Origin of the sequence: Streptomyces mashuensis (genome assembly GCF_014654785.1) — a bacterium.
Classification (GTDB): Bacteria; Actinomycetota; Actinomycetes; order Streptomycetales; family Streptomycetaceae; genus Streptomyces; species Streptomyces mashuensis.
In genome coordinates this window covers 859758-886340 of record NZ_BNBD01000001.1, presented here as the reverse complement: position 1 = coordinate 886340, position 26583 = coordinate 859758, and the positions used below count along the sequence as shown (strand labels likewise).

19 protein-coding genes and 1 pseudogene are annotated in these 26583 nt (G+C 75.5%); 11 read left to right on the top strand and 9 right to left on the bottom strand.

Annotated elements, in window-relative coordinates:
* Positions 1–24 precede the first annotated feature (24 nt).
* From IE305_RS03670 to IE305_RS03655, 5 genes and pseudogenes are all read right to left on the bottom strand, one after another.
* On the bottom strand, positions 25–1428 hold the full coding sequence (locus IE305_RS03670) for a nitrate/nitrite transporter (RefSeq protein ID WP_373311519.1): 1404 nt from the start codon (positions 1426–1428) through the stop codon (positions 25–27).
* A pseudogene (nirD, locus tag IE305_RS32800) lies at positions 1414–1791 on the bottom strand (nitrite reductase small subunit NirD); the annotation flags it as partial. The pseudogene nirD and the gene IE305_RS03670, both read right to left, overlap by 15 nt.
* Complete coding sequence (nirB, locus tag IE305_RS03665; protein WP_268255843.1) at positions 1788–4436, bottom strand: nitrite reductase large subunit NirB; 2649 nt, start codon at positions 4434–4436, stop codon at positions 1788–1790. The pseudogene nirD and the gene nirB, both read right to left, overlap by 4 nt.
* On the bottom strand, positions 4433–5650 hold the full coding sequence (locus IE305_RS03660) for an NAD(P)/FAD-dependent oxidoreductase (RefSeq protein ID WP_190127871.1): 1218 nt from the start codon (positions 5648–5650) through the stop codon (positions 4433–4435). The genes nirB and IE305_RS03660 overlap by 4 nt, the downstream gene beginning before the upstream one ends.
* A complete protein-coding gene (locus IE305_RS03655; RefSeq protein ID WP_190127870.1) occupies positions 5647–7755 on the bottom strand; it encodes a molybdopterin oxidoreductase family protein in 2109 nt (702 codons plus the stop codon). Before IE305_RS03655 ends, IE305_RS03660 begins: the two co-directional genes overlap by 4 nt.
* A 191-nt stretch (positions 7756–7946) precedes the next feature.
* On the opposite strand from IE305_RS03655, the gene IE305_RS03650 reads away from it, so the two are divergent.
* From IE305_RS03650 to IE305_RS03635, 4 genes are all read left to right on the top strand, one after another.
* Entirely contained in the window at positions 7947–9104 is a 1158-nt protein-coding gene (locus IE305_RS03650; protein WP_190127869.1) for a uroporphyrinogen-III synthase, read from the top strand.
* Complete coding sequence (locus IE305_RS03645; RefSeq protein ID WP_190127868.1) at positions 9101–9850, top strand: sirohydrochlorin chelatase; 750 nt, start codon at positions 9101–9103, stop codon at positions 9848–9850. Before IE305_RS03650 ends, IE305_RS03645 begins: the two co-directional genes overlap by 4 nt.
* Positions 9851–9875: 25 nt before the next feature.
* Positions 9876–10241, top strand: coding sequence for a DUF488 domain-containing protein (locus IE305_RS03640; protein WP_190127867.1), 366 nt, complete (start codon positions 9876–9878; stop codon positions 10239–10241).
* A gap of 123 nt (positions 10242–10364) precedes the next feature.
* Positions 10365–10832 carry a DUF4190 domain-containing protein gene (locus IE305_RS03635; protein ID WP_190128203.1) on the top strand — a complete coding sequence of 156 codons (468 nt, stop codon included), beginning with the start codon at positions 10365–10367 and terminating at the stop codon, positions 10830–10832.
* Positions 10833–10914: 82 nt separating this feature from the next.
* Here the strand turns inward: IE305_RS03635 and IE305_RS03630 are convergent, their stop codons facing one another.
* Both IE305_RS03630 and IE305_RS03625 read right to left on the bottom strand, forming a co-directional pair.
* Positions 10915–13134: an NADP-dependent isocitrate dehydrogenase gene (locus IE305_RS03630; RefSeq protein ID WP_190127866.1), complete on the bottom strand. Its 2220-nt coding sequence runs from the start codon at positions 13132–13134 to the stop codon at positions 10915–10917.
* A gap of 38 nt (positions 13135–13172) precedes the next feature.
* Positions 13173–14525: an MFS transporter gene (locus tag IE305_RS03625; protein ID WP_190127865.1), complete on the bottom strand. Its 1353-nt coding sequence runs from the start codon at positions 14523–14525 to the stop codon at positions 13173–13175.
* Between the two features lie 188 nt (positions 14526–14713).
* On the opposite strand from IE305_RS03625, the gene IE305_RS03620 reads away from it, so the two are divergent.
* Entirely contained in the window at positions 14714–15493 is a 780-nt protein-coding gene (locus IE305_RS03620) for an SDR family NAD(P)-dependent oxidoreductase (RefSeq protein WP_190127864.1), read from the top strand.
* A gap of 7 nt (positions 15494–15500) precedes the next feature.
* Here IE305_RS03620 and IE305_RS03615 read toward each other — a convergent pair whose 3' ends face one another.
* Positions 15501–16121 carry a PAS domain-containing protein gene (locus IE305_RS03615; RefSeq protein WP_190127863.1) on the bottom strand — a complete coding sequence of 207 codons (621 nt, stop codon included), beginning with the start codon at positions 16119–16121 and terminating at the stop codon, positions 15501–15503.
* Between the two features lie 185 nt (positions 16122–16306).
* On the opposite strand from IE305_RS03615, the gene IE305_RS03610 reads away from it, so the two are divergent.
* From IE305_RS03610 to IE305_RS03590, 5 genes are all read left to right on the top strand, one after another.
* Complete coding sequence (locus tag IE305_RS03610; protein ID WP_190127862.1) at positions 16307–19531, top strand: cytochrome P450; 3225 nt, start codon at positions 16307–16309, stop codon at positions 19529–19531.
* A gap of 176 nt (positions 19532–19707) precedes the next feature.
* Positions 19708–21087 carry a family 2B encapsulin nanocompartment shell protein gene (locus IE305_RS03605; protein ID WP_190127861.1) on the top strand — a complete coding sequence of 460 codons (1380 nt, stop codon included), beginning with the start codon at positions 19708–19710 and terminating at the stop codon, positions 21085–21087.
* Positions 21074–22309: a cysteine desulfurase gene (locus IE305_RS03600; RefSeq protein ID WP_190127860.1), complete on the top strand. Its 1236-nt coding sequence runs from the start codon at positions 21074–21076 to the stop codon at positions 22307–22309. Before IE305_RS03605 ends, IE305_RS03600 begins: the two co-directional genes overlap by 14 nt.
* Before the next feature lie 108 nt (positions 22310–22417).
* Entirely contained in the window at positions 22418–23647 is a 1230-nt protein-coding gene (locus tag IE305_RS03595; RefSeq protein WP_190128202.1) for a glycosyltransferase, read from the top strand.
* A 108-nt stretch (positions 23648–23755) separates the two neighbouring features.
* Positions 23756–25540: a hydroxysqualene dehydroxylase gene (locus IE305_RS03590; RefSeq protein ID WP_190127859.1), complete on the top strand. Its 1785-nt coding sequence runs from the start codon at positions 23756–23758 to the stop codon at positions 25538–25540.
* 7 nt (positions 25541–25547) lie between these two features.
* On the opposite strand, the gene IE305_RS03585 is transcribed toward IE305_RS03590, so the two are convergent.
* Positions 25548–26081, bottom strand: a complete 534-nt coding sequence (locus tag IE305_RS03585; protein ID WP_229890492.1) for a hypothetical protein — start codon at positions 26079–26081, stop codon at positions 25548–25550.
* A 26-nt stretch (positions 26082–26107) separates the two neighbouring features.
* Between IE305_RS03585 and IE305_RS03580 the strand changes: the two genes are divergently transcribed.
* Entirely contained in the window at positions 26108–26578 is a 471-nt protein-coding gene (locus IE305_RS03580; RefSeq protein WP_373311518.1) for a PaaI family thioesterase, read from the top strand.
* Positions 26579–26583 lie beyond the last annotated feature (5 nt).

The following is a 26583-nucleotide window of genomic DNA, read 5'->3' as shown; positions in this document are numbered from 1 at the left end:
GGCCACGGGGCCGGCGCGGGAGGTTCAGACACGCCGGCCCCGCCCGTACACCCCGTAGGTGACGGCCGCACAGCCGACGTAGAAGGCGAGGAACGCGGCGTACGCCGGTTCGCCGCCGCCCGTGGCCAGGAACGACTGCCGGAAGGCGATGTTCACCAGGACGCCGCCCAGCGCACCCACCGCGCCGGCCAGGCCGATGAGGGCCGCGGACCGGCGGCGGGCACCGGCCTCGGCCGCCGCGGGGTCGGCGCCGGCCCGTACTGCCGTACGGGCCCGGGCGTGGTGGACGGCGACGATCATGCGGTACGTGGAGCCGTTGCCGAGGCCGCTGAGCACGAACAGGGCGACGAACCCCGCGAGGAACCCGCCCGCGAGGCCCTGCCGGGCGGCCACAAGGATGAGCGCGCCGGCCGCGGCCATGGCGGCGAAGACCGTGAGGGTGACCCGGGCGCCGCCGCGCCGGTCGGCCCAGGCGCCGCCGAAGGGGCGGGCCAGCGAGCCCAGCAGCGGCCCGAGGAAGGTGAGCGCGGCGGCCTTGACCGGGGTGTCGAACGTGTCGTGGAACTGCACCTGGAGCACCTGCCCGAAGGCGAAGGAGAAGCCGATGAACGACCCGAAGGTGCCCAGGTAGAGCACGGACAGCAGCCAGGTGTCGCGGTCCCCGGCGATCTCGCGCACGCTCGGCTGCCGCCGGCCGCGCGGCAGGTTGTCCATGCGCAGGGCGGCGAGCACGGCGGTGGCCGCGATCAGCGGGAGGTAGCACAGCGGCAGCAGGCGCGGGTGCGCCGCACCGGCGGTGGCGAGCACGAGCAGGCCCACCAGCTGCACGGCGGGCACGCCCAGGTTGCCGCCGCCGGCGTTGATGCCGAGCGCGCGGCCCTTGAGGCGCTCGGGGTAGAAGGCGTTGATGTTCGCCATGGAGGAGGCGAAGTTGCCGCCGCCCACCCCGGCGACGGCGGCGACCAGCAGCAGGGTGGTGAAGGGGACGCCGGGCCGCAGGACCAGGGCCATCAGGGCGGTGGGCAGCAGCAGGAGCAGCCCGGAGAACACGGTCCAGTTGCGGCCGCCGAAGCGGTCGACGGCGTAGGTGTAGGGGACGCGCAGCAGGGCGCCGAGGGCGGTGGGCACGGCGGTGAGCGTGAACTTCCCGGCCGGGTCGATGCCGTACTCGGGGCCGAGGAAGAGCACGAGCACCGACCACATGCTCCACACCGAGAAACCGATGTGCTCGGTGAGGACGGACAGGACGAGGTTGCGTCGTGCAATGCGTGCGCCGGTGCTCTCCCAGAAGGCGGGGTCCTCGGGCCGCCACTCGTCGAGGGTGCGCCGACGCGTACGGGTGCGGGGGCGGTCCTCGGCGGTCTCCGGGGGTGGGGGACCGGGCTGGGGGGCCGCCGGGCCGGTGGTGCGGACGGGCCAGGTGCGCAGGGCGGCGGGGGCGCCGCCGGGGGCGGTGTCCTCGTCGAGGCAGGCGCCGGTGCGCAGGTCGTACGTCTGCTTGTACATGGGCGAGGTGACGGTGGGCACGCCCTCGCGGCTGCCGGTCAGGCCGCGGGAGATGACGCAGGCGCCGCTGAACGGGTCGCGGTTGTCGACGGCGTGGAGGGCCCCGGTGTCGTCGCGGAAGAGGGCGACCTGGTCACCGTCGACGAGGGCGGTGACGCCGCGTCCGGGGGTGAGGTCGCCGTAGCGGCAGACGGCGGTCCAGCGGGTGCCGTCGCCGATCTCGACGACGGCGTCCGGGTGGGGGTGGGGGGCGGCGGTGACGGGTGGCAGGGCGGTGTCGGTCATCGTGCGGCCACCTCACGGGTGCGGGTACGGGTGGGGGTGAGGGTGTACGGGGGCGCGGGCGTGGCGGGCTGCCGGCCGGCCGTCTCGTCGGGGCGGGCGGGGCGGATCTGCCCGCGTTCGGGCACGAAGCGCACCGACGGGTCGGGGGTGCCGGGGGCGTTGACGAAGGAGACGAAGCGGCGGAGGCGGTCGGGGTCGGCGAGGGTGGCGGCCCACTCGTCCTGGTAGCCGTCGATGTGCCGGGCCATCTGGGCATCGAGGTCGGCGGCGATGCCGAGGCTGTCGTCGACGACGACGGCGCGCAGGTGGTCCAGGCCCCCTTCGAGTCGTTCGAGCCAGGGCGCGGTGCGCTCCAGGCGGTCGGCGGTGCGGATGTAGAACATGAGGAACCGGTCGATGGTGCGGACGAGCGTGTCGTGGTCGGCGTCGGTGAGCAGCAGGTCGGCGTGGCGGGGGTGCATGCCGCCGTTGCCGCCGACGTAGAGGTTCCAGCCCTCGGCGGTGGCGATGACGCCGAAGTCCTTGCTCTGGGCCTCGGCGCACTCGCGGGCGCAGCCGGAGACCGCCGCCTTGATCTTGTGGGGGGCGCGCAGGCCGCGGTAGCGGAGTTCGAGTTCGACGGCGAGGGCGACGGAGTCCTGCACGCCGTAGCGGCACCAGGTCCGGCCCACGCAGGACTTCACGGTGCGCAGGGCCTTGCCGTAGGCGTGGCCGGACTCGAAGCCGGCGTCGACGAGGCGGCGCCAGATGGCGGGGAGCTGGTCGACGGTGGCGCCGAGGAGGTCGATGCGCTGGCCGCCGGTGATCTTCGTGTAGAGGCCGAAGTCGCGGGCGACGGCGCCGATGGTGATGAGGCCCTCGGCGGTGATCTCGCCGCCGGGGACGCGGGGGACGACGGAGTAGGAGCCGTTGCGCTGGAGGTTGGCGAGGAAGTGGTCGTTGGTGTCCTGGAGGGCGGCCTGTTCGCCGTCGAGGACGTGGGGGGTGTCGCCGAGGCCGGCGAGGATGGAGGCGACGACGGGTTTGCAGACGGCGCAGCCCTGTCCGGTGCCGTGTTCGGCGACGAGCTCCGCGAAGGTGGTGATGCCCTTGACCAGGACGATCTCGTAGAGCTCGGCGCGGGTGTGGGTGAAGTGCTCGCACAGGCCGCGGGTGGTCTCGACGCCGGCGGCGGCGAGTTCGCCGGTGACGAGGGTGCCGAGGAGTTTCTCGCAGCTGCCGCAGCCGGTCCCGGCCCTGGTGCACTTCTTGACGGCGGGCACGGAGTGGCAGCCGCCCTCGGTGACGGCGGTGCGGATGGTGCCCTTGGTGACATTGTGGCAGGAGCAGACGATGGCCTCGTCGGGGAGGGCGGCGGGGCCCACGGCGGTGCCGGTGTCGCCGTCGCCGGCGGGCAGCAGGAGGCGTTCGGCGGGGCCGGGCAGAGGGGCGCGGGCGGCGGCGAGGGGGCGCAGGGTGGCGTAGGCGTCGGTGTCGCCGACGAGGACGCCGCCGAGGAGGGTGCCGTCGGCGCCGACGACGAGCTTCTTGTAGACGCCGGCGCGGCTGTCGGCGTAGACGACGTCGAGGGCGCCCTCGGTGGTGCCGTGGGCGTCGCCGAAGGAGGCCACGTCCACGCCGAGCAGCTTGAGCTTGGTGGAGGTGTCGGCGCCGGTGAACTCGCCGTCCAGGCCGAGGAGTTCGCGGGCCGCGGTGTCGGCCATGGCGTAGGCGGGGGCGACGAGTCCGTAGACGGTGCCGTCGGCGGCGCGGGCGCATTCGCCGATGGCCAGGACGTGCGGGTCGGCGGTGCGGCAGCGGGCGTCGACGACGATGCCGCCGCGCTCGCCGACCGGCAGGCCGCAGGCGCGGGCGAGGCGGTCCTCGGGGCGGACGCCGGCGGAGAAGACGACGAGGTCGGCCTCGACGGTGGTGCCGTCGGACAGTCGCAGCGCGCGGACGCTTCCGTCGGGGTTGGTCTCGACGGCCTGGGCGCCGGCGCCGGTGTGGACGGTGACGCCGAGTTCCTCGATCTTGCGGCGGAGCAGGGCGCCGCCGGCGTCGTCGACCTGCACGGCCATCAGGCGGGGCGCGAACTCGACGACGTGGGTGGGCAGGCCCATGGCGCGCAGGGCGCCGGCGGCCTCCAGGCCGAGGAGGCCGCCGCCGATGACGGCGCCGGTGGTGGCCCGGGCGGCGCGGGCGCGGATGGCGTCGACGTCCTCGATGGTGCGGTAGACGTGGCAGCCGTCCGCGTCGTGGCCGGGGACGGGCGGCACGAAGGGGTACGAGCCGGTGGCCAGGACCAGCACGTCGTAGGGCACCCGGTGGCCGGCCCCGGTGGTGACGGTGCGGGCCGCGCGGTCCACGGCCGTGGCGGGGTCGCCGAGCCGCAGGTCGATGCCGTGCCGGTCGAGGAAGCCGGGCGGGCAGAGGGACAGGTCCTCGGCGCTGGTGCCGCTGAAGGTGGCGGTGAGGTGGACCCGGTCGTAGGCGGGGCGGGGTTCGGCGGCGAGGACGGTGGTGTGCCACTGCCGGCCGGCGTCCTCGTGCGCGTACAGGGCCTCCAGGAAGCGCTGGCCGGCCATGCCGTGGCCGACGAGGACCAGGCGGCGCGGCGCGGCGGCGGTTCCGGGGGGCGGCGTGGTCGGCGACGTGGTCGTCACGTGGGGGCTCCTTCGGGGACGAGCAGGCGGGCGGGGTCGCCGGGGAGGGGGTCGGCGCGCCGCCAGAGGGTGAGGAGGTCGCCGGCGGTACCGGTGTCGCCCAGGAGGACGCCTCCGGTGAGCCGGTCACCGTGCAGGACGAGGCGGGTGGAGGTGCCGCGGCGGGCGTCGGCCAGCCGCAGGACGTCGTGGCCGGCGGGGGCCGCGGGGTCGCCGAAGGCGGCCAGGTGCAGGCCGTCGGCGGCGAGCCGGAGCACGGGGCGGGACCCGGTGTGGCGGGCGCGCGGCGGGACACCGGTGACGTGGTCGGCGAGCCGGGCGGCGAGGACGTCGGCCTGGTCCCAGGCGGGTCCGGCCAGGCCGTGGAGGGTGCCGCGGTGTTCGGCGCAGTCGCCGACGGCGTGCACGTGGGGGTCGGAGGTGGTGAGGCGGTCGTCGACGACGACGCCGCGGGCCACGCGCAGCCCGGCGGCGCGGGCCAGGCCGGTGCGGGGGCGGACGCCGCAGGCCAGGACGACGAGGTCGGCCTCGAGTTTGTCGCCGTCGGCGAGGGTGACGGCGGTGACGGCGGGGCTGCCGTGCAGGCCGGTGGGGCGGGTGCCGGTGCGGGCGGTGATGCCGAGCCCGGCCAGGAGGCGGTGCAGGTCGGCGGCGGACCCGGCGTCGAGGTGGCGGTGCATCAGGTGGGGCCCGGCGTGGACGAGGTCGGTGCGGGTGCCGAGCCCGGCGAGGGCGTGGGCCGTGCTGACGCCGAGCACTCCCCCGCCGACGACCACGGCCCGTGCGCTGTCCCGCGCGTCGCGGGCGAGGGCGCGGGCGTCGGCGAGCGTGCGCAGCAGGTGCACCCGGGCCGGGCGGGGGCCGCGCAGTTCGTACGGCAGGACGGGGGCGGCGCCGGTGGCGAGGACCAGCGTGTCGTACGGGGCGGTGGTGCCGTCGGACAGCCGCAGGACGCGGGCGGCCGGGTCGACGGCGGCGACCCGGGTGCCTGTGCGCAGGACGGTGCCGTCGCCGTACGGCAGGCCGAGCGTCTCCGGGTCGTGGCGCCCGATCACGGCGGCGGTGAGCAGGGCGCGGTTGTACGGGGGGTGGGGTTCGGCGCCGTAGAGGGTGACCTCGGCGGCGTCCGGGGGCGTGCGGTCGCGGAGCTGTTGGGCGAGGCGGGCGGCAGCCATGCCGGCTCCGGCGACCGCGATGCGGTGGGGGCGGGTCACGGCGCACCGCCGCCGGGCAGCTTCTCCACGCGGACGGCGCAGACCTTGAACTCGGGCATCTTCGAGACGGGGTCGAGGGCCGGGTTGGTGAGGGTGTTGGCGCGGCCGTCGCCGGCCCAGTGGAAGGGCATGAAGACGGTGTCGGGCCGGATGGTGGTGGTGATGCGGGCGGGGGCGAGGGCGCGGCCGCGGCGGCTGGTGACGGCCACGACCTCGCCCTCGGTGATGCCGAGGCGTTCGGCGAGGTGGGGGTGGAGCTCGACGAAGGGGCCGGGGGCGGCGGCGTTGAGCTCGGTGACGCGGCGGGTCTGGGCGCCGCTCTGGTACTGGGCGGTGACGCGGCCGGTGGTGAGGTGCAACGGGTGGCGCGCGTCGGGCGGTTCGGCCTCGGGGCGGTGGCCGGCGGTGGAGAAGCGGGCCCGCCCGTCGGGGGTGGCGAAGCGGTCGAGGAAGAGGCGGGGCGTGCCGGGGTGGTCCGGGCCGGGGCAGGGCCAGAACACTCCGGCCTCGGCCCGGATGCGGGCGTAGTCGATGCCCGCGTAGTCGGCGGGCCCGCCGGCCGAGGCCCGCCGCAGTTCGTCGAAGACGGCCTCGGGTGCGGTGGGGAAGCCGTCGGTGGTGCCGAGGCGTGCGGCGAGGCCGGCGAGGACCTGCAGGTCGGTGCGGACGCCGGGGGGTGGTTCGACGGCGGCCTGCCGGAGGATGACGCGGCCCTCCAGGTTGGTGGTGGTGCCGGTCTCCTCGGCCCACTGGGCGGCGGGCAGGACGACGTCGGCCAGTTCGGCGGTCTCGGACAGCACGACGTCGCCGACGGCGAGGAAGTCCAGGGCGCGCAGCCGGCGGGTGACGTGGGCGGCGCGGGGCGCGGACACCACCGGGTTGGAGCCCATGACCAGCAGGGCCCGGACGCCGCCCGGGGTGCCGGCGGTGTCGAGCATCTCGTACGCGGACAGGCCGGGGCCGGGCAGCGTCGCGGGGTCCACGCCCCAGACGCCGGCCACGTGGGCGCGGGCCGCGGGGTCGGTCAGGGAGCGGTAGCCGGGCAGCTGGTCGGCCTTCTGGCCGTGCTCGCGCCCGCCCTGCCCGTTGCCCTGGCCGGTGAGGCAGCCGTAACCGCTGCCGGGGCGGCCGGCCTTGCCGGTGGCCAGGCAGAGGTCGATCCAGGCGCGCACGGTGTCGGTGCCCTTGCTGTGCTGTTCGCTGCCGCGTGCGGTGAGCACCATGCCGGTGGCGGCCGCGCCGAACAGGCGGGCTGCGGCGTGGAGTTGGGTTACGGGCACGCCGGTGATCTGCTCGACGCGCTCGGGCCAGTGGGCCATGGCGGCGGCGCGGGCGCCGGCGAAGCCGGTGGTGCGGGCGGCGATGAACTCCTCGTCCAGGTACCCCTCGGTGATCATCAGGTGGAGCAGGCCGCGGGCCAGGGCGAGGTCGGTGCCGGGCAGGGGCCGCAGGTGCAGGTCGGCCTGGGCGGCGGTGCGGGTGCGCCGGGGGTCGACGACGATCAGCCGGCCGCCGTTCTCCCGCAGGCGGGTGAAGTACCGCAGGGCGGGCGGCATGGTCTCGGCGGGATTGGCGCCGGCGAGGAGGACGCAGCCGGTGCCGGCGACGTCCTCCAGCGGGAACGGCAGGCCGCGGTCGAGGCCGAAGGCGGCGCGGTGCGCGGCGGCCGCGGAGGACATACAGAAGCGGCCGTTGTAGTCGATGTTGGGGGTGCGCAGCACCACGCGGGCGAACTTGCCCAGCAGATACGCTTTTTCATTGGTGAGCCCGCCGCCGCCGAAGACGCCGGCCGCGGCGGCCCCGTGCCGGGCGGCGGTCCGCCGCAGCCCGTCGGCCACCCGGTCCAGGGCCTCGTCCCACGACGCCTCGCGCAGGGACCCGCCGGCCCGGTCGCGGACCAGGGGCGCGGTCAGGCGGGCGGCGCGGGAGAGGACCGCGGCGGCGGTGCGGCCCTTGCCGCACAGCGCCCCGTGGTTGACGGGGAAGTCCGGTCGTTCACCGACCTCCACCGGGGGCGCGCCCGGGTCCCGCGGGGCCGCCGCGGGGTGCAGTCGCATGCCGCACTGCAGTGCGCAGTAGGGGCAGTGGGTGTCGGTCGGTGTCATGGCAGTGAGCCTGGGCCGAAGCCGTTACGGCACCGGTTCCTTCTCGTTGCGGCGGCGGTACGGATTCCTCACCGCGCCGCAGCTCCGCGGTGAGGCGCGGTGCACCCGGCCGTAACACGGGGGCGGCAGCGCTGACCGGGACCTCACCTGAACGCAACCAGCCGGTAACAAGACGGCGGGAGCCTGCCTCCATGGGCACGACGAGCAGGACCGGGACGACCCGGCCGACGACCCACGACGAACGGCACGGCACGGTGGGTCCGCTGACCGGCTTCACCGTCGGGGTGACGGCCGCGCGCCGCCGCGAGGAACTGGTGGCACTGCTGACGCGCCGTGGGGCGCGTGTGCTGGAGGCGCCCGCGCTGCGCATGGTGCCGCTCGGCGACGACACCGCGCTGCGGCACGCCACGGAACGCTGCGCCGCCACACCGCCCGACTACGTCATCGCCACCACGGGCGTGGGCTGGCGCGGCTGGATGAGCGCGGCCGAGGGCTGGGGCCTGGCCGAGCCGTTGCTGCGCGCGTGCCGCACGGCCACCGTCGTCAGCCGCGGCCCCAAGGCCACCGGCGCGGTCCGCGCCAGCGGCCTCGCCGAGGCGTTCTCCCCCTCCACCGAGGCCAGCCAGGAGCTGCTGGCCTGGCTGCTCGCCCGCGACCTGCGCGGCCGCCGGGTGGCGGTGCAGGAGCACGGGGCACCCCTGGAACACGTCGGCGCGGCACTGCGCGAGCGGGGCGCGGAGGTGATCGAGGTACCCGTCTACCGCTGGGGCCCGCCCGAGGACCCCGCCGCGCTGCGCCGCCTCGTGGAGGGCGCGGTGCGGCGCGAGGTGCACGCCGTGACCTTCACCAGCGCACCCGCGGCGGTGGCGCTGCTGGAGGCGGCGGCCTCGGCCGGCCTGCGCGAACGGCTGCTGGCCGCGCTGCGCCGGGACGTCCCGGCGTTCTGCGTCGGCACGCTGTGCGCGCAGCCGCTGCGGGAGGCGGGCGTCCCGGCGCACGTGCCCGAGCGGGGCCGCCTCGGCTCGCTCGTCCGGGCCCTGGAACACGTCCTGCCGCAGCACGCCCGCCGCGACCTGGGCCCGGTGGTGCTCCAGGGCAACGCGTTGCTGGGCGAGGACGCCCCGGTGTGGCTGCCCCCGCTCCAGGCGGCCGTCCTGCGGACCCTGGCCGAGGCGGCCGGCCGGGTGCTGAGCCGTACGGAACTCCTGCACCGCGCCTGGCCGGACGGCCGCGGCGACGGCCACGCGGTCGAGGTGACCGTGGCCCGCCTCCGCAAGTCCCTGGGCCCCCGCGCGGCGCTCGTCCGCACGGTGCCGAAGCGGGGTTACTGCCTGGCGGGGGCGCGATGAGCCCGTTCGCCGGCCCGGGGGCCGCCGGGTCCGCCCCGCCCGTCCTCGTGGCCGTCGCCCACGGCACCCGGGACCCCGCCGGGCTGCGGACCGTCGCGCAGGTGCTGGACCGCGTGCGGGCCCTGCGGCCCGGGACACCGGTCGTGTGCGGCTTCGTGGGACCCGCGCTGCCCGGGCTGGACGAGGTGCTGGAGCACGTGACGGGGCCGGCCGTGGTGGTGCCGCTGCTGCTCGGGCCCGGCTACCACGTGCGGACGGATATCCCGGCGGCCGTGCGGCGCGCCGGGCGGCGGCCCCTGATCCGTACCGCCGCTCCCCTGGGCCCCGACCCGTTGCTGGCCGGCGCCCTGGCGGACCGGTTGCGGGAAGCGGGCTGGGCCGGGCGGGGCGCGGTGGTGCTGGCCGCGGCGGCCTCGCGCGAGCCGGGTGCGCGGACCGCGGTGGCGACGGCCGCCGCGCAGCTGGCAGGCCACCTGGGACGGCCGGTGGTGCCGGCGTTCCTCGGCGGCTCGCCAAGCCCGGCCGAGGCGGTGGCCGCGCTGCGGCAGCAGGGCCACGGGCCGGTCGCGGTCGCTCCGTACCTGCTGGCGCCCGGCGACTTCGCCCGGCGCGCGGCCGCGGCGGCGGGCCCCGGCAATGCGCTCGTGTCCGCTCCGCTGGGCGCGCACGAGGCGGTGGCGCGCCTGGTGCTGCGCCGTTACGACGCCGCCCGCGCCCGCACGGCAGGCGCCGTCGCCGCGCGGTAGCGTGGACGGGAGGAGGCGAAAAGAGATGGCTCAGGGACGACGCGTCCACGTCCGCAGGATCTACGAGCCCGCCACCCAGGGTGACGGCCGCCGTGTGCTGGTCGACCGGATCTGGCCCCGCGGCGTGGCCAAGGACGAGGCCCGTCTCGACGAGTGGTGCAAGGACGTCGCGCCCTCGACGGAGCTGCGCGAGTGGTACGGGCACGACCCCGTGAAGTTCGAGGAGTTCGACCGCCGCTACCGCGCCGAACTGCACGACGCCCGGCACTCCGAGGCCCTGCGGCACCTCCAGGAGGAGGCCCGGCACGGGCCGCTGACCCTGCTGACCGCCACGAAGGACCGCGACCACAGCGCCGCGGTCGTGCTCAGGTCGGAGCTCGTCCGCGCCTGAGCCCGCCCCGGGCGCGGCCCTCCCCTCCACCGCGCCCCGGGGTCCGGCGGACAACCCGGCTGCCGTGGCGTGATCCGTACCCATAGGATTGCCCGGCACATGCCACAGGAGGGGATGTTCGGAATGTCCGACTACTACCAGAATCCGTACGGCTCGGGGCAGCCCGCCCCACCGCCGCAGCCGCCGCAGGCGCCCCCGCAGCCGGGGTACGGCTACCCGAGCGCCGGCCCCGCCTATCCGGCCGCTCCCCCCGTCCAGCAGCCGTACGCGGCACCGGGCTACCCCGCCGCCCCCGGCTACGCCATGGGCATGCAGCCGAGCAACGGCCTCGGCACCGCGGGCCTGGTCTGCGGCATCATCGGCGTGGTCCTGGACTTCACGCTGATCTTCTGGTTCGTCGGCGTCATCCTCGGCATCCTCGCGATCATCTTCGGCGCGCTGGGCCGCGGCAAGGCCAACCGCGGCGAGGCCACGAACAAGGGCGCCGCGACCGGCGGCCTGATCTGCGGCATCGTCGCCACGGTGCTGATCCCGCTGGTGCTCTTCATCTTCTTCGCGAGCGTCATCGGGCTGGGCAGCGCCACCAGCTGACACCCCCCACAGGCACGGGTGTGCCCCGGCCGGCAACCGCCGGCCGGGGCACACCCGTCTGTACGCCCGGTCGGGCGAGGCGTCAGGCCAGGGTGGCCAGCGCCTGGTTCAGCGTGGCCGACGGACGCATGACGGCCGCGGCCTTGGTGACGTCGGGGTGGTAGTAGCCGCCGATGTCGGCCGGCTGCCCCTGGACGGCGATCAGCTCGTCGACGATGGTCCGCTCCTGCTCGGCCAGCGTCTTGGCCAGCGGGCCGAACGCCTCGGCCAGCTCGGCGTCCGCCGTCTGGCCGGCCAGCTCCTGCGCCCAGTACAGGGCCAGGTAGAAGTGGCTGCCGCGGTTGTCGATGCCACCGAGGCGGCGGCTGGGCGACTTGTCCTCGTTGAGGAACGTGGCGGTGGCGCGGTCCAGGGTGTCGGCGAGGACCTGGGCGCGGGCGTTGCCGGTGGTCTTCGCGTACTGCTCCAGCGAGGGCACCAGGGCGAAGAACTCACCGAGGGAGTCCCAGCGCAGGTAGTTCTCCTTGACCAGCTGCTGGACGTGCTTCGGCGCGGAGCCGCCGGCGCCCGTCTCGAAGAGGCCGCCGCCCGCCATCAGCGGGACGACCGACAGCATCTTGGCGCTGGTGCCCAGCTCCAGGATGGGGAAGAGGTCGGTCAGGTAGTCGCGGAGCACGTTGCCGGTGACGGAGATGGTGTTCTCGCCCCGACGGATGCGCTCGACGGACAGCTTGGTCGCCTCGACGGGGGCCAGGATGCGGATGTCCAGGCCCTCGGTGTCGTGCTCCGGCAGGTATGCCTTGACCTTCTCGATGAGCTGCGCGTCGTGGGCGCGGGTCTCGTCCAGCCAGAACACGGCCGGGTCGCCGGTGGCGCGGGCCCGGGTGACGGCCAGCTTCACCCAGTCCTTGATCGGGGCGTCCTTGGTCTGGCAGGCGCGGAAGATGTCGCCGGCGGAGACGGCCTGCTCCAGGACGGCGTTGCCGGCCTCGTCGACCAGGCGGACGGTGCCGGTGACCGGGACCTCGAAGGTCTTGTCGTGGCTGCCGTACTCCTCGGCCTTCTGCGCCATCAGGCCGACGTTCGGGACGGAGCCCATGGTGGCCGGGTCGTAGGCGCCGTGGGCGCGGCAGTCCTCGATGACGGCCTGGTAGACGCCCGCGTAGCTGCTGTCCGGGAGGACGGCGAGGGTGTCGTGCTCCTGGCCGTCCGGGCCCCACATGTGGCCGGAGGTGCGGATCATGGCCGGCATGGAGGCGTCGACGATGACGTCGGACGGCACGTGCAGGTTGGTGATGCCCTTGTCGGAGTCGACCATCGCCAGCTCGGGGCCCTCGGCGAGCTCGGCGTCGAAGGACGCCTTGATCTCGGCGCCCTCGGGCAGGGCCTCCAGGCCCTTGAAGATGCCGCCGAGGCCGTCGTTCGGGGTCAGGCCGGCCGAGGCCAGCACCTCGCCGTACTTGGCGAACGTCTTCGGGAAGAAGGCGCGCACGACGTGACCGAAGACGATCGGGTCGGAGACCTTCATCATCGTGGCCTTGAGGTGCACGGAGAACAGCACGCCCTCGGCCTTGGCACGGGCGACCTGCGCGGCGAGGAACTCGCGCAGCGCGGCGACGCGCATCACCGACGCGTCGACGACCTCGCCGGCGAGGACCGGCACGGACTCGCGCAGCACGGTGGTGGAGCCGTCGTCGCCGACGAGCTCGATGCGCAGCGCGCCGTCCCGCTCGATCACCACGGACTTCTCGGTGGAGCGGAAGTCGTTCTCGCCCATGGTGGCGACGTTGGTCTTCGAGTCGGCCGACCAGGCGCCCATGCGGTGCGGGTGGGTCTTGGCGTAGTTCTTCACCGAGGCGGGGGCGCGGCGGTCCGAGTTGCCCTCACGCAGGACCGGGTTCACGGCGGAACCCTTGATCTTGTCGTAGCGGGCGCGGATCTCGCGCTCCTCGTCGCTCTTCGGGTCGTCCGGGTAGTCCGGCAGCGCGTAGCCCTGGCCCTGGAGCTCGGCGACCGCGGCCTTCAGCTGCGGGATCGAGGCCGAGATGTTCGGCAGCTTGATGATGTTGGCCTCGGGGGTCTTGGCCAGCCGGCCGAGCTCCGCGAGGGCGTCGTCGATGCGCTGGTCCTCGGCGAGGTACTCGGGGAAAGCGGCGATGATCCGCCCCGCGAGGGAGATGTCGCGGGTTTCGACCTTGACCCCGGCGGCCCCGGCGTACGCCTGGACCACGGGCAGGAACGAGTACGTCGCCAGGGCCGGGGCCTCGTCGGTGTGTGTGTAGATGATGGTCGAGTCAGTCACCGGTGTGCTCCGCTTCACGTCTGTAACATTGCTCGACATCAAGATATCTCCTGTCGGCCCGCCGTTCGACCGGGGCCCCGCACCGGGTGGCCGCCGCCCCGGCCCCGGGGGCGGGGCCCGTCCCCGGCCCGGCCGGCCACGGCGGTCAGGAGGGCCAGCGCGGCGGCCGCCGCGGGAACGGCGTAGCCGGCGGGCGCGCCCAGGTGCTGCACGGTCCAGCCGCCGGCCGCCGAGCCCGCGGCGATGCCGCCGAGCAGGGCGGTCACCGCGAGGGTCATGCCCTCGTTGAGCCGGCCGGGGGGTGTGGCGGCCTGGACCAGGCCCATGCCGGTGACCATGGTGGGCGCGGTGGCCATGCCGGCCACCAGGAGCGCGCCGGCCAGGGCGGGCAGGCCGCCGGTGTGCGCGGCGAGCAGCGGCAGGGGCGCCAGAGCGGCCATCGCGGCCAGGCAGCGCCGGAACCGGGCGCCGGCCGGCCCGGCGGGCCGTACCCGCCCGTACACCAGCCCGGCGGCGCAGGACCCCGCCGCCTGGAGCCCGAGCACCGCCCCGGCCAGGCCCCGGTGCCCCTGGGCGTCGGCGAAGCCCACGGTCACCACCTCCAGGGAGCCGAAGAGGGCGCCGGTGCCGAGGAAGACGGCCAGCAGCAGGGCCAGGCGGGGGTTGTCCCGGAGCGGCGAGCGCCGGTCGGCGGGGGCGGGCGCCACGGGGGGCTCGGTGCGGCGCCGGGTGGCGAAGAGGACGGTGCCGGCCACGAACAGGGCGGTACCGGTGAGCGTGCCGGCCTCGGGGGCGAGCGTGGTGCAGAGGAAGGCGGCGAGCACCGGGCCGAGCATGAAGCACACCTCGTCGGCGGCCTGCTCGAAGGCGTTCGCGGTGTGCCGGGCGGCGGGGTCGTCGCGGAACAGGTGGGCCCAGCGGGCCCGCGCCATCCCGCCGGTGTTGGGCGCGGTCGCGGTGGCGGCGTACGCGGCGCACAGCGCCCACGCCGGCGCGCCGTACCGTACGCACGCCACCAGGGCGAGCGACCCGAGCGCGGCGACGAGCGCGGCGGGCACGGCGACGCGGCCCTGCCCGTACCGGTCGACGAGCCGCGCGGTCCACGGCGCGACGACGGCGGTCGCGGCGAGGCCGGTGGCGGTGACGGCGCCGGCGAGGGCGTACGAGCCGCGCGCGGCGGTGATCATCAGCACGGCGGCGACGCCGTTCATGCCCGCCGGCAACCGGGCGAGCAGCCCCCACAGCGTGAAGGCACGGGTGCCGGAAACGGCGAAGAGCCGCGCGTACGGGCCGGGCGGCGCGGTGCGGCGGGCCGCCGGCCGGGCGGCGGCGACGAGGGTGGCACCGGAGACGGCGAGCAGGGGCGGGCGGGGGGCGGGGACCTGGGGCATGCCCCCCACCCTCGCCGCGGCCGGCCCCGGCGGTCCAACACCTGATGGGGGGCTATTCACGCATGCGGGTTGTGAATGGCGTGGGCGTCAGTGCGGGGCGGTGTCCACCCGGCCTTCTGCCTGGTGGTGGGGACACCACCGGTGGCGGGCTCTCTCCACGGCCGTGCGGGGCGGGACACGATCACGTCATGACCCACGACACCACGAACAGCTCCGCCCGTTTCGCCGGCAGGACCGTCCTGATCACCGGTGGCGCCTCCGGCATGGGGTACGCCGCCGCCGAACTCTTCCTCGCCGAGGGCGCGAACGTCGTCCTCACCGGCCGCCGCGCCGGCCGGCTGGAGGACGCCGCCGCGCGGCTCGGCGCGCCCGGCCGGGTGCTGACCGTGCCCGCCGACGTCGCGCGCCCCGCCGACCTGGACCGGGTGATGGAGGCGGTCCGTGAGCGGTTCGGCCACCTGGACGTGGTGTTCGCCAACGCCGGCGTCGGCGTGTTCAAGCCGGTGGAGGAGTTCACGGAGGAGGACGTCGACCTCGTCCTCGACGTGAACGTCAAGGGCGTCCTCTACACCGTGCAGCGCTCGCTGCCGCTGCTGCGCGACGGCGGTGCGATCGTCGTCAACGCGTCCTGGACGATGCACCGCGGCCTGCCCACGGGCTCCGTCTACGCGGCGTCGAAGGCCGCGGTGGGCAGCCTGACCAGGACGCTGGCCGCCGACCTGGCCGGCCGCCGGATCCGGGTGAACTCGGTGAGCCCCGGCTACATCGAGACCGAGATGTACCACGAGAACGTCACCACGGACGAGGCCCGCGCGGACAGTGCCCGCCAGTCGGTGCTGGGCCGGGTGGGCACGCCCGAGGAGGTGGCGCAGGCGGTGGCCTACCTGGCCTCGGACGCGGCGTCCTTCGTCAACGGCGCCGACCTCCTGGTGGACGGCGGCGTCGTGACGGCGATCCCCGCTTCCTGACAGGGCGTCAGGCGCGGGGGGCGGGCGGCCAGCTCGCGGGGTCGAGCACGCCGAGCACGTACGCCCGCGCCACCAGCGCCGTACGGTTGCGGACGCGCCAGCGGCGGCTGAGGCGGCCCAGATGGTAGTTGACGCCGTCGGGCGTCAGGCCCACCGCCTTGCCGACGGCGGCCGTCGTGGCACCGGCGGCCACCAGCGCGAGGATGCGGGCCTCCAGGGGCCCGACCTCGGCCTCGGGCGGACGGGCGGGCGCGTCGTCCGCCGGCCGCAGGACCGTCAGCAGCGCGGGGTGCGTGGGCGACGGTTCGCCGACCGGCTCCACGACGAGCTCGCCCCGGCGTTCCGCACCGCCGTCCCCGTCCGCCCCGCCCGCGGGCCAGCGGACGGGGATGGTGTACCGGGAGCGGCGGTTGAGGCGCAGCGCCTCGGCGAGGCGGCCCAGCTGCCCGGCGGCGCTGTCGGCGGGGCGGAACAGGTCGAGGAGGTGGTGGCCCCGCACGCGGCCGGGCGGCATGCCCCACTCCGCGGCCATGGCGGGGTTGACCACGGTGATCGTGCCGTCGGCGCGGCAGATGGCGACCGGCGTGGGGAGCCGGTCGAGCAGCATGAGGAAGTAGTTGCGCCACATGACGTGTTCCCCGCACCCCTCGGGCCCCTCACGTCTCTCCGGTTCCGCGTCGCGCACCGCCCCCGCCCCCCTTACCGCCAGTACGGTCCTCGGTCGCGGCGCAAGGCCGACACGCCGGGCACCGCTACACAATCATGCAGTCCGCCGGTCCGGCGGAGCGCCGCGGGGCGGCGACCCTGAGACGCATGACCCTTGCGACACCCACCCGCACGGCCGCCGTCCCGGTCGTCGACGTCACACCTTCGTGCCGTTCGGCCAACGGGGCGACCGACACCCCCCTCCAGCAGGCCATGGACCTGGCCCGCGAGCACGGCCCGGTGTTCCGCCGCCGGCAGCACGGCAACGAGCGGCTCTTCGTCACCTCCCTCGACCTGGTGGCCGAGCTGGCCGACGAGGACCGTTTCGCCAAGCACGTGGGGCCGGCCCTGGAGAACGTCCGCGAGTTCACCGCGGACGGGCTGTTCACCGCTTACAACGACGAGCCGGACTGGGCCCGCGCCCACGACATCCTGTTGCCGGCCTTCGCCCTGGGCTCGATGCGCGCCTACCACCCGGCCATGCTGACCGTGGCCCGCCGGCTGATCGGTGCCTGGGACCGGCACCTGGCCGAGGGCACCCCGGTCGACGTGGCCGAGGACATGACCCGGATGACGCTCGACACGATCGGGCTGACCGGTTTCGGCTACGACTTCCGCTCGTTCGACCGGGGTGGCGAGCCGCACCCCTTCGTGGCGTCCATGGTGCGCTGCCTGGACTGGGCGATGACCAAGCTGGGCCGGGACCCGGAGCTCGACCACTCGGCACGCGACGCGGCGTTCCACGCCGACGCGGCGTTCCTGGCCGGCGTCGTGGACGAGGTGATCAGCGCCCGGCAGGCGTCCGGCGACACCCGCACCGACGACCTGCTCGGCCTGATGCTGGGCGTCCCCCACCCCTCGGACGGCCGCCCCCTGAGCGCGGCGAACATCCGCAACCAGGTCATCACCTTCCTCATCGCCGGTCACGAGACCACCTCCGGCGCGCTGTCGTTCGCCCTGTACTACCTGCTGAAGAACCCCGTGGCGCTGCGGCTGGCGCAGCGGGAGGCCGACGAGCTGTGGGGCGACGTCGCCGATCCCGAGCCCGCGTTCGAGGACATCGGCCGGCTGCGCTGGACCCGGCAGGTGATCAACGAGGCGCTGCGACTGTGGCCCACGGCGGCCGCGTTCGGGCGCGAGGCCCGCGAGGACACCCTGCTGGGCGGCCGCTACCCGCTGCGGGCCGGGGAGGGCGTCACGGTGCTGACGCCGATGCTGCACCGCGACCCGGTGTGGGGCGACAACGTCGAGCTGTTCGACCCCACCCGGTTCGCGCCGGCGGCGGAGGCGGCGCGCTCCCCGCACGCGTACAAGCCGTTCGGCACCGGCGAGCGGGCGTGCATCGGGCGGCAGTTCGCGCTGCACGAGGCGACGCTGCTGCTGGGTCTGCTGGTGCACCGCTACCGCTTCCTCGACACCGCCGCGTACCGGCTGCGCGTGAAGGAGACGCTCACGCTCAAGCCGGACGGCTTCACGTTGTCGCTGGCGCGCCGTACGTCCGCCGACCGTGCGGCGAGCGGTTCCGCGGTGCCGGGCGCGCGGGCCGCGGCGGGCCGCGCGGAGGACGGCGGCGCCGGCCGTGACGGCGGGCTGCCGGCGCGCGTACGGCGCGGCACCGGGCTGCTGGTGCTGCACGGCTCGAACTTCGGCACCTGCCGCGACCTGGCGCGGGACCTCGCCGACGAGGCGGGGCGGCTCGGCTGCGAGGCGGTCGTCGCACCGCTGGACGCGCACACCGGCGCGCTGCCCGCGGACCGGCCGGTGGTGGTCGTGGCCGCGTCGTACAACGGCCGGCCCACCGACGACGCGGCCGCGTTCACCACGTGGCTGACGGAGGGTGCCGCGCCGGACGCCGCCGCCGGCGTGCCGTACGCGGTGCTGGGCGTGGGCGACCGCAACTGGATGGCCACCTACCAGCGCGTCCCCACGCTCCTCGACGAGCGCCTGGCCGCGCTCGGCGGCACCCGTCTGCTGCCCCGCGGCGAGGCCGACGCCTCCGGCGACCTGGCCGGGTCGGTGGAGGAGTTCACCCGCGCGCTCGTCCGCACGCTGCTGGAGCGGTACGGCGACCCGGACGCGCAGGAGTTCACGGCGGACGGCACCGCGTCGCCGGAGTCCTCCGCGTACGAGGTCGTGGAGGTGACCGGCGGCCCGCTGGACGCGCTCGCCGAGCGGCACGGCCTGCTGCCGATGACGGTCACCGAAGCCCACGACCTGACCGCGCCCGGCCACCCGCGTATCAAGCGCTTCGTCCGGGTCGCGCTGCCCGGCGGTGTCACCTACCGCACGGCCGACCACCTCACCGTCCTGCCGGCGAACGACCGCGCCCGCGCCGAAGAGGCCGCTGCCACCTTGGGGCTCGACCCCGATGCGGTGCTGTCCGTGCGGCCGCGGCGGGCCGGGCGGGACACGTTGCCCGTCGACCGGCCGCTGACGGTGCGCGACCTGCTGACGTACCACCTGGAGCTGGGGCAGCGGGCCACCGGCCGGCAGCGGGCGCTGCTCGCCGAGCGCAACCCCTGCCCGCCCGAGCAGGCGGCACTGCGCGCCGTGGCGGACGACGACCCGCGGACCGTACTGGAGCTGGTGGCCGGCCACCCGGCGCTGCGCGGCGCGCTGAGCGCCGCCGACGTCCTGGAGCTGCTGCCCGCGATGCGGCCGCGGCACTACTCGATATCGTCCTCGCCCGCCGTCTCCCCCGGCCACGCCGAGCTGATGGTGTCGGTGCTCACCGCGCCGGCCCGCTCCGGCACGGGCGAGTTCCGCGGGACCGGCTCGCACCACCTGGCCTCGCTGCGGCCGGGCGACACGGTGCTGGCACGCGTGCAGCCGTGCCGTGCGGCCTTCCGCATCGACCACCGCGACCCGGCGCCGCTGGTGATGGTGGCCGCCGGTACGGGCCTGGCGCCGTTCCGCGGCGCCGTCGCCGACCGGGCGGCGCTCGCCGCATCCGGCGCGTCCCTGGCGCCGGCGCTGCTGTACTTCGGCTGCGACGACCCGGACGCCGACTTCCTGCACGCCGCGGAGCTGCGCGCGGCCGAGGAGGCGGGTGTGGTGGCGCTGCGTCCGGCGTTCAGCGAACGGCCGGGCCCGGCCGGGCCGTTCGTGCAGCACCGGATCGCCGCGGAGAGCGACGAGATCTGGTCAATGCTGGAGGCGGGCGGCCGCGTGTACGTGTGCGGCGACGGCGCCCGCATGGCGCCGGGCGTCCGCGCGGCGTTGCGGGACCTGTACGCCCGGCGGAAGGGCGGCGGAGCCGCCGCGGCCGAGGAATGGCTCGGCTCGCTGGCCGACGAGGGGCGCTATGTGGAGGACGTGTACGCCGGCGGGTGACGCCACGTCATAAGCCGGCCTTGGAGTTTCGCAAAGCAGGCACATGAGGCGAATACCGGTCGTTCCGGTGCGACGAGCAGATGAATCAGCACGTCGTCCGCCAGGATTTCCCTCGTCATCCCGTGTCACCCTGCCGTCGCGCAGGGTGACACGTCTGTGCGCGGAGGAGGAACTCCATGAACGACCGGCTGAGTCTCGGCCCGGATGCCGCACGGCAGTTGGCCACGGCCACCAAGACCGCCCCGCAGATGCGCGGCATCACGCCGCGCTACCTGCTGCGGGCGCTGCCCTGGGTGGACATCGACTCGGGCGTCTACCGCGTGAACCGCCGCCGCACCTACGTCGTGGGCGACGACCGCATCAGCACCACGGACGACAGCACGCCCCGCGTCATCCCCGGCGACCTGCGTGAACTGCCGTACCTGCGGGAGAGCGACGACGCGGTGCTGGAGCACCTGGCCGGGGCGTTCACAGAGGTCTCCTTCGGGCCCGGCGAGGAACTGGCCTGCGAGGGCGCCGCCGCCGACCGGTTCTGGGTGCTGGTGCACGGCCGCGCCGAGAAGCGGGCGACGGGCCAGTACGGCGACGACATCCTGCTGGAGGTCATCGGCGACGGCCAGTTCTTCGACCTGGGCGCCTGGACCCGCTCGGAGCCGATGCCGTACGGCGTCCGGGCCGTCACCGCCGGCACGGCGCTGTGCCTGGACCGCGGCGCGCTCGCCGGACTGTGCGAGCGCGACGAGGCGTTGCGGGCAGCAGTCGAGGCGTACGTCTCCGGCGGCGGGGTCATGCCGGGTGCCGAGGTGCCCGTCGACCTCAGCTCCGGCCACATCGGCGAGCCCGACCTGCCGGGCACCTTCGTCGACTACGAGGACGCTCCCCGCGAGTACCACATGACCCTCGCGCAGACCGTGCTGCGCGTGCACACCCGCGTCTCGGACCTGTACAACGGGCCCATCGACCAGACCCGGGCGCAGTCGAACCTCACCGCCCACGCGCTGCGCGAGCGGCAGGAGGCGTCGATCCTCTACCACCCCGAGTACGGCCTGTTCAACAACGTCGCCCCCGGCCAGCGCGTGCAGACCCGCACCGGCGCGCCGACCCCCGACGACATGGACGAGCTGCTGACCCGCGTGTGGAAGCAGCCGGCCTACTTCCTCGCGCACCCCAAGGCCATCGCCGCCTTCGGCCGCGAGTGCACCCGCCGGGGCGTGCCCCCGGTCATCGAGAACCGCTTCGGCAGCCCGCTGCTGACCTGGCGCGGCGTCCCCCTGCTGCCCTCCGACAAGGTGCGGTTCTCCGGCGGCGCCGGCATCGGCACCACCGAGATCCTGCTGATGCGCATGGGCGAGGCCGAGCAGGGCGTGGTGGGCCTGCGCCCGTCCAAGGTCGCCGACGAGATCGAGCCGGGCCTGGCCATGCGGAACATGGGCGTGGACCAGAAGGGCATCACCTCGTACCTGATGACGGCGTACTTCAACGCCGCGGTGCTGGTGGAGGACGCGATCGCCGTCCTCCAGAACGTCGAGGTGTCCAAGTACCATGACTACTCCTGACGTTCCCGGCTTCTCGCCCGAGGCGGCACGCCGGGACGTCCCGATCCTGCACCGGACGGTCAACGGCCGGCCGCTCGTCTGGCTGGACAACGGGGCCACGACGCAGAAGCCCCGGCAGGTGATCGAGGCGCTGGCGGGCTTCTACGCGACCGCCAACTCCAACATCCACCGCGGCGCGCACACCATGGCGCGCGAGGCCACGGAGATGTACGAGGCGGGCCGGGCGGGTGTCGCGCAGTTCCTGGGCGCGCCGTCGCCGGAGAGCATCGTCTTCGTCCGCGGCACCACCGAGGGCATCAACCTGGTGGCGCAGAGCTGGGGCCGCGACAACCTCGGCCCCGGCGACGACATCCTCGTACCGGTGCTCGAACACCACGCGAACATCGTCCCCTGGCAGCAGGTGGCCAAGGAGACGCGGGCACGGGTGGTGCCGGTGCCGCTGCGGCCCGACGGCAGCATCGACCAGGACGCGTACGCCGACCTGCTCTCGATGCGGACGCAGCTGGTCGTCCTCAGCCACGCCTCCAACGTGCTGGGCACCGTGCCGCCGGTGAAGGAGATGGCGGCGCTCGCCCACCGCTACGGGGCCAAGGTGCTGGTCGACGGGGCGCAGGCGGTCGCGCACTTCCCCGTCGACGTGCAGGACCTGGACGCCGACTTCTACGTCTTCTCCGGCCACAAGATCTACGGGCCCACCGGCATCGGCGCCCTGTACGCCAGGCCGGAGGTGCTGGAGGAGATGGCGCCCTGGCAGGGCGGCGGCAACATGATCGAGTCGGTGAGCTTCGAGCGGACGACGTTCGCGCCGGCGCCGCACCGGTTCGAGGCCGGCACCGGGCACATATCCGGCGTCGTCGGCCTGCTGTCCGCCCTCCAGTGGCTGTCGTCGTTCGGCCGGAGCGCGGTGGCGCAGTACGAGACACAGCTGATGACGTACGCGCAGCAGGCGCTGACCGCGGTGCCCGGACTGGAGGTGCTGGGCACCGCGGCCGAACGGATCGGGGTGCTCACCTTCACCCTGGCCGGCCGGGACCCGGCGGACATCGCCGGGTGGCTGGACCGGGACGGCATCGCCGTCCGTGCGGGCCACCACTGCGCCCAGCCCTCGCTCGCGCACTACGGCGTGCAGGCTGCGGCACGCGCCTCCCTCGCGCTCTACAACACCGGCGAGGAGGTGGACCGGCTGGTGGAGTCGCTGCTGCGGCTGCAGAAGAGCGACTGACACCACGCGGCCGGCCCCGGACCGTCCCGCCCGGACCACGCGACCGGGCGGGACGTCCGTGTCAGGAGCCGGTGTTCCCGCCATACTGGCCCCGTGCGGGTCACCATCATGACGGCGGGTTCCCGGGGCGACGTGGCGCCGTACACCGGGGTGGGCCACGCCCTGGTGGGCGCGGGGCACGACGTCACCCTGGTGACGCACGAGCGGTTCGCGCCGCTGGTGGCCGGTTCGGGCGTGCGGTTCCACGCGATGCCGGTGGACCCGCGGGACGTCCTGGAGTCGGAGTGGGGGCGCGGGCTGCACCGCAGCACGACCGGGCCGGGGAAGTTCGTACGGGCGGCGGTCATGGCCCGGCGGCTGGTCGGGCAGATGGCGGACAGCCTCCTGGAGGCGGCCCGCGCCTCCGACGTGGTGCTGCCGGCGGGGTCGATGTCGCCGATGGGGCACACCATCGCCGAGGGCCTCTCCCTGCCGAGCATGGGCCTGAACCTGCAACCCGTCCACCCGACGCGGGACTTCGCCCCGCCGATGACGGGCGGCGGGTCGCTGGGGCCCGCCGGCAACCGGTGGGCCGGCCACGCGCTGCTGCGGGCGATGGAGCACATCTTCACACCGGCCGTGCGCGACCTGCGGAAACGGCTGGGCCTGCCGCCCATGACCGCCGGCGCCGCCCAGCGCGCCCGCGAACGGCGGGACTGGCCGGTGCAGCACGGCTTCAGCCCCCTCGTGGTGCCCCGCCCGCGTGACTGGCGGCCCGGCCTGGAGGTCGCCGGCTACTGGTGGCCCTACGACCCCGAACCCGCCCTGCCGCAGCCGCTGCTGGACTTCCTCGCCGCCGGTCCCCCGCCCGTCTTCGTCGGGCTGGGCAGCGCCACCGTCCCCGACCCCGCCCGGCTGAGCGGCGAGGTGGTGCGCGCGCTGCGCGCGGCCGGCCTGCGCGGCGTGCTCCAGGAGGGCTGGGCAGGACTGCGTGCCACCGGCGACGACATGATCACCGTCGGGGACGTGCCGCACTCCGTGCTCTTCCCGCGCATGGCGGCCGTCGTCCACCACGCCGGCGCGGGCACCACCGGGGCCGGCCTGCGCGCCGGCGTCCCGGCCGTGCCGGTCCCGGTGCAGTTCGACGCGGGCTTCTGGGCCGCCCGCCTCGTCGCCCTGGGCGTGGCACCGCGCGCCGTGCCCCTGCGCCGGCTCACCGCACCCGCCCTCACCGGGGCGCTGGTCCGGGCCACCACCGATCCGCAGTACCGCCGACGGGCCCGGGACCTGGCCGCCCGCATCGCCGCGGAGGACGGCACGGGCCACGTGGCCGCCGCGCTCGGCCGGCTCCCGGGCTGACGGCACCGCCCGATCGGTGGAGAGGATTCCGTTTCTCCCCCGCGTGCCCCTTCCGCACCGTAGCGTCCCCGGCGGACCGGAAGAGCCGACCAGCAGGGGGACGACCGCATGACCACGCCCCGACAGCCCCGCCCCGTACCGCGTCGCGACGTCCTGCGGTACGGCACGGCCGCCGCCGCGGGAGCCGCCGCGGCCCCCGTCGCCGCCGGCACCGCGGCCGCCCGCGCCCGCCGGCCCGCCCGCCGCCGCGTGGCCGTCCTCGGCGCCGGCGTCGGCGGCCTGACGGCGGCCCACGAACTGGCCGAGCGCGGCTTCGACGTGACGGTGTACGAACGCCGCACCGTGCCCGGCGGCAAGGCCCGCTCCCTGTACGTCCCGCACAGCGGCACCGGTGGCCGCCGCGACCTGCCCGGCGAGCACGGCCACCGCGGTGTCTTCGGCTTCTACCACAACCTGCCCGACACGCTGCGGCGCATCCCCCACCCCGGCGGCGGCACCGTCTTCGACCACCTCACCGCCGTCCACTGGATCGAACTGGCCCGCACCGGCAGCCGCCTCGACATCCCCCTCCCCGTCCGGCCCCTGCTCCCCGCCCTCTCCGACCCGCTGCGCCTCGTCCAGTCCCTCGCCGGGCTGCTCCAGCAGGCCCTGCGCCTGCCGCCCCAGGAGGCCGCGTTCTTCGCCCGCCGGGCCGTCATCCTCTTCACCAGCTGCACCGGGCGCCGCTTCGGCCAGTGGGAGTACGTGGGCTGGTGGGACTACATCCAGGCCGGCCGCATGTCGACGGACTACCAGCGGCTGCTGGGCGGCGGCGTCCAGCTCCTCCAGGCGCTGCGGCCCGCCAACGCCAGCGCCCGCACCTGCGGCCAGGGCCTCGAGGCCATCCTCTACGACCTCCTCGGCCGCGGCAGCGACGGCCCCGCCGACCGCATCTTCGACGCCCCCACCAGCGAGGCGTGGCTCGAACCGTGGGCCGCCCACCTGCGGGCGCTCGGCGTGCGGTTCGTCCACGGCTGCACGGTGGAGGGCCTGGAGCTGCGCTCCGGCCGCATCACCGGCGCCCGGGCCCGTACGGCGCGCGGCGGCACCGCCCGGATCGACGCCGACTGGTTCGTCGCCGCCCTGCCCTCCGACCGCGTCGTCCGGCTGTGGGACGGCGCGCTGCGCCGGGCCGACCCGCGGCTGGCCGCCATGGACCGGCTCCAGCAGACCTGGTGCAACGGCATCCAGTACTACCTCCGTGCCCCGGCCCCCGCCGTGCGCGGGCACATCGTGCACGTCGACTCGCCCTGGAAGCTGATCTCCATCCACCAGTCCAAGCTGTGGCGGGCCGGTTTCGCCCGCACGTGGGGCGACGGGCAGGTGCAGGAATGCGTGTCCGTGGACGTCTCCGACTGGGACACGCCCGGCATCCTCTACGGCCGGCCCGCCCGGGAGTGCACGCGGGCCGAGGTGGCCCGCGAGGTGTGGGAGCAGATGAAGGCGCACCTGAACGACACCGCCGGCCGGCCCGTCCTGGCCGACACGCAGCTGCACTCCTGGTACCTCGACGAGGCCATCGCCGAGACGGGCCACGGCCTGGCCAACGACGATCCGTACCTGCTCAACCACACCGGCTCGTGGGACCTGCGGCCGGACGCGGCGACCGCCGTCCCCAACCTCTTCCTCGCCGCGGACTACGTCCGCACGTACGCGAACGTCGACTTCACGTCGATGGAGACCGCCAACGAGGCGGGCCGCCGCGCGGCCGCGGCCGTCCTCGCGGCGGCCGGAGCGGACGGCGCCCGGGCCGTGCCCACGTTCCGCGGCTACGAGGCGCCGGAGTTCGCCGCGGCCCGGCTGGTGGACCGCGACCGCTGGCGGCGCGGGCTGCCGCACCTGCTCGACACCTGAACGGGCCTCAGCGGACGGTGATGTCGCCGTCCGGGAGGTCCTCCACCGTGACGCAGGCGCGCGGCACGCCCAGGCCGCGCGCCACGGCGTCGGCGATGCCGTCCGGGTCGGGCTTCGTGGGGTACGGCACCTCCTCGCCCGGGCCGTAGCTCTCCACCGCCTTGGTGAAGTAGCCCGGGTACCAGGCTCCGACCGCGCCCCGCACCTCCACCGCGCGCACCCTCCGCCCGCCGGCGGCTCGGCGCACGGCGGGCAGGATCTCGTCCGAGCGGTACTCGCCGGGCACCTGGAACAGGCTGGCGTGCGCCCCGACCTTCGCGCCGCCCTCCAGACGGACCGTCACGGTGAGGCAACTGGTCACCGACGGGTAGAGGATGACGCCGCCGCGGGGCGCCTCGCGCACCTGTCCCTCCGTGATCCGCACCGGTGCGCCGGCGGCGACGGCCGTGTCCACGGGGCCCGCGGGGGACACGAGCACGCCGGTGAGCAGCGCGACGGCCGATGCGGCCAACGAGCGGCGGGAGATGGCTGATTCGGGCACGGAAGGTCCTCGGTGATCGGTGGGTGCTGTCAGAATCCGGTGCACCCACCGTCTCACGGCGCCCGCGCCGCCCGGAAAGGACCACCCCCATGCCCGAACCGGAGGACCTCGTCGCCCTCATGCCCCTGGCCGGCCACCTGGGCCTGCGCCTCACGGAGGCCGGGCCGGACCGGGTCGAGGGCACGCTGCCCTGGTCGCGGTCGCTGTGCACGGCCGGCGACACGCTGCACGGCGGCGCCCTGATGGCGCTGGCCGACACGGTGGGCGCGGTGTGCGCGTACCTCAACCTGCCGGCGGGCTGCGTCACGTCCACGGCGGAGTCGTCGACCCGCTTCTTCCGGCCGGTGCGCTCCGGCGAGGTACGGGCCACGGCGCGCCCGCTGCACGTGGGCCGGACGCTGATCGTGGTGCAGACCGACCTGTGCGACGCGGCCGGCCGCCCGGTGGGCCAGACGACGCAGGGCCAGACGGTACGGGCGGCCGGCCCGGCCGCCTGACGGGC

What these genes read in the sequence shown, in the direction of transcription:
- IE305_RS03610 (WP_190127862.1), top strand. Translation starts at nt 16,307, where the DNA reads ATGACCCTTGCGACACCCACCCGCACGGCCGCCGTCCCGGTCGTCGAC.
- IE305_RS03635 (WP_190128203.1), top strand. Translation starts at nt 10,365, where the DNA reads ATGTCCGACTACTACCAGAATCCGTACGGCTCGGGGCAGCCCGCCCCA.
- IE305_RS03655 (WP_190127870.1), bottom strand. Translation starts at nt 7,755, where the DNA reads ATGACACCGACCGACACCCACTGCCCCTACTGCGCACTGCAGTGCGGC.
- IE305_RS03605 (WP_190127861.1), top strand. Translation starts at nt 19,708, where the DNA reads ATGAACGACCGGCTGAGTCTCGGCCCGGATGCCGCACGGCAGTTGGCC.
- IE305_RS03640 (WP_190127867.1), top strand. Translation starts at nt 9,876, where the DNA reads ATGGCTCAGGGACGACGCGTCCACGTCCGCAGGATCTACGAGCCCGCC.
- IE305_RS03650 (WP_190127869.1), top strand. Translation starts at nt 7,947, where the DNA reads ATGGGCACGACGAGCAGGACCGGGACGACCCGGCCGACGACCCACGAC.
- IE305_RS03615 (WP_190127863.1), bottom strand. Translation starts at nt 16,121, where the DNA reads ATGTGGCGCAACTACTTCCTCATGCTGCTCGACCGGCTCCCCACGCCG.
- IE305_RS03620 (WP_190127864.1), top strand. Translation starts at nt 14,714, where the DNA reads ATGACCCACGACACCACGAACAGCTCCGCCCGTTTCGCCGGCAGGACC.
- IE305_RS03595 (WP_190128202.1), top strand. Translation starts at nt 22,418, where the DNA reads ATGACGGCGGGTTCCCGGGGCGACGTGGCGCCGTACACCGGGGTGGGC.
- IE305_RS03645 (WP_190127868.1), top strand. Translation starts at nt 9,101, where the DNA reads ATGAGCCCGTTCGCCGGCCCGGGGGCCGCCGGGTCCGCCCCGCCCGTC.
- IE305_RS03590 (WP_190127859.1), top strand. Translation starts at nt 23,756, where the DNA reads ATGACCACGCCCCGACAGCCCCGCCCCGTACCGCGTCGCGACGTCCTG.
- IE305_RS03600 (WP_190127860.1), top strand. Translation starts at nt 21,074, where the DNA reads ATGACTACTCCTGACGTTCCCGGCTTCTCGCCCGAGGCGGCACGCCGG.
- IE305_RS03625 (WP_190127865.1), bottom strand. Translation starts at nt 14,525, where the DNA reads ATGCCCCAGGTCCCCGCCCCCCGCCCGCCCCTGCTCGCCGTCTCCGGT.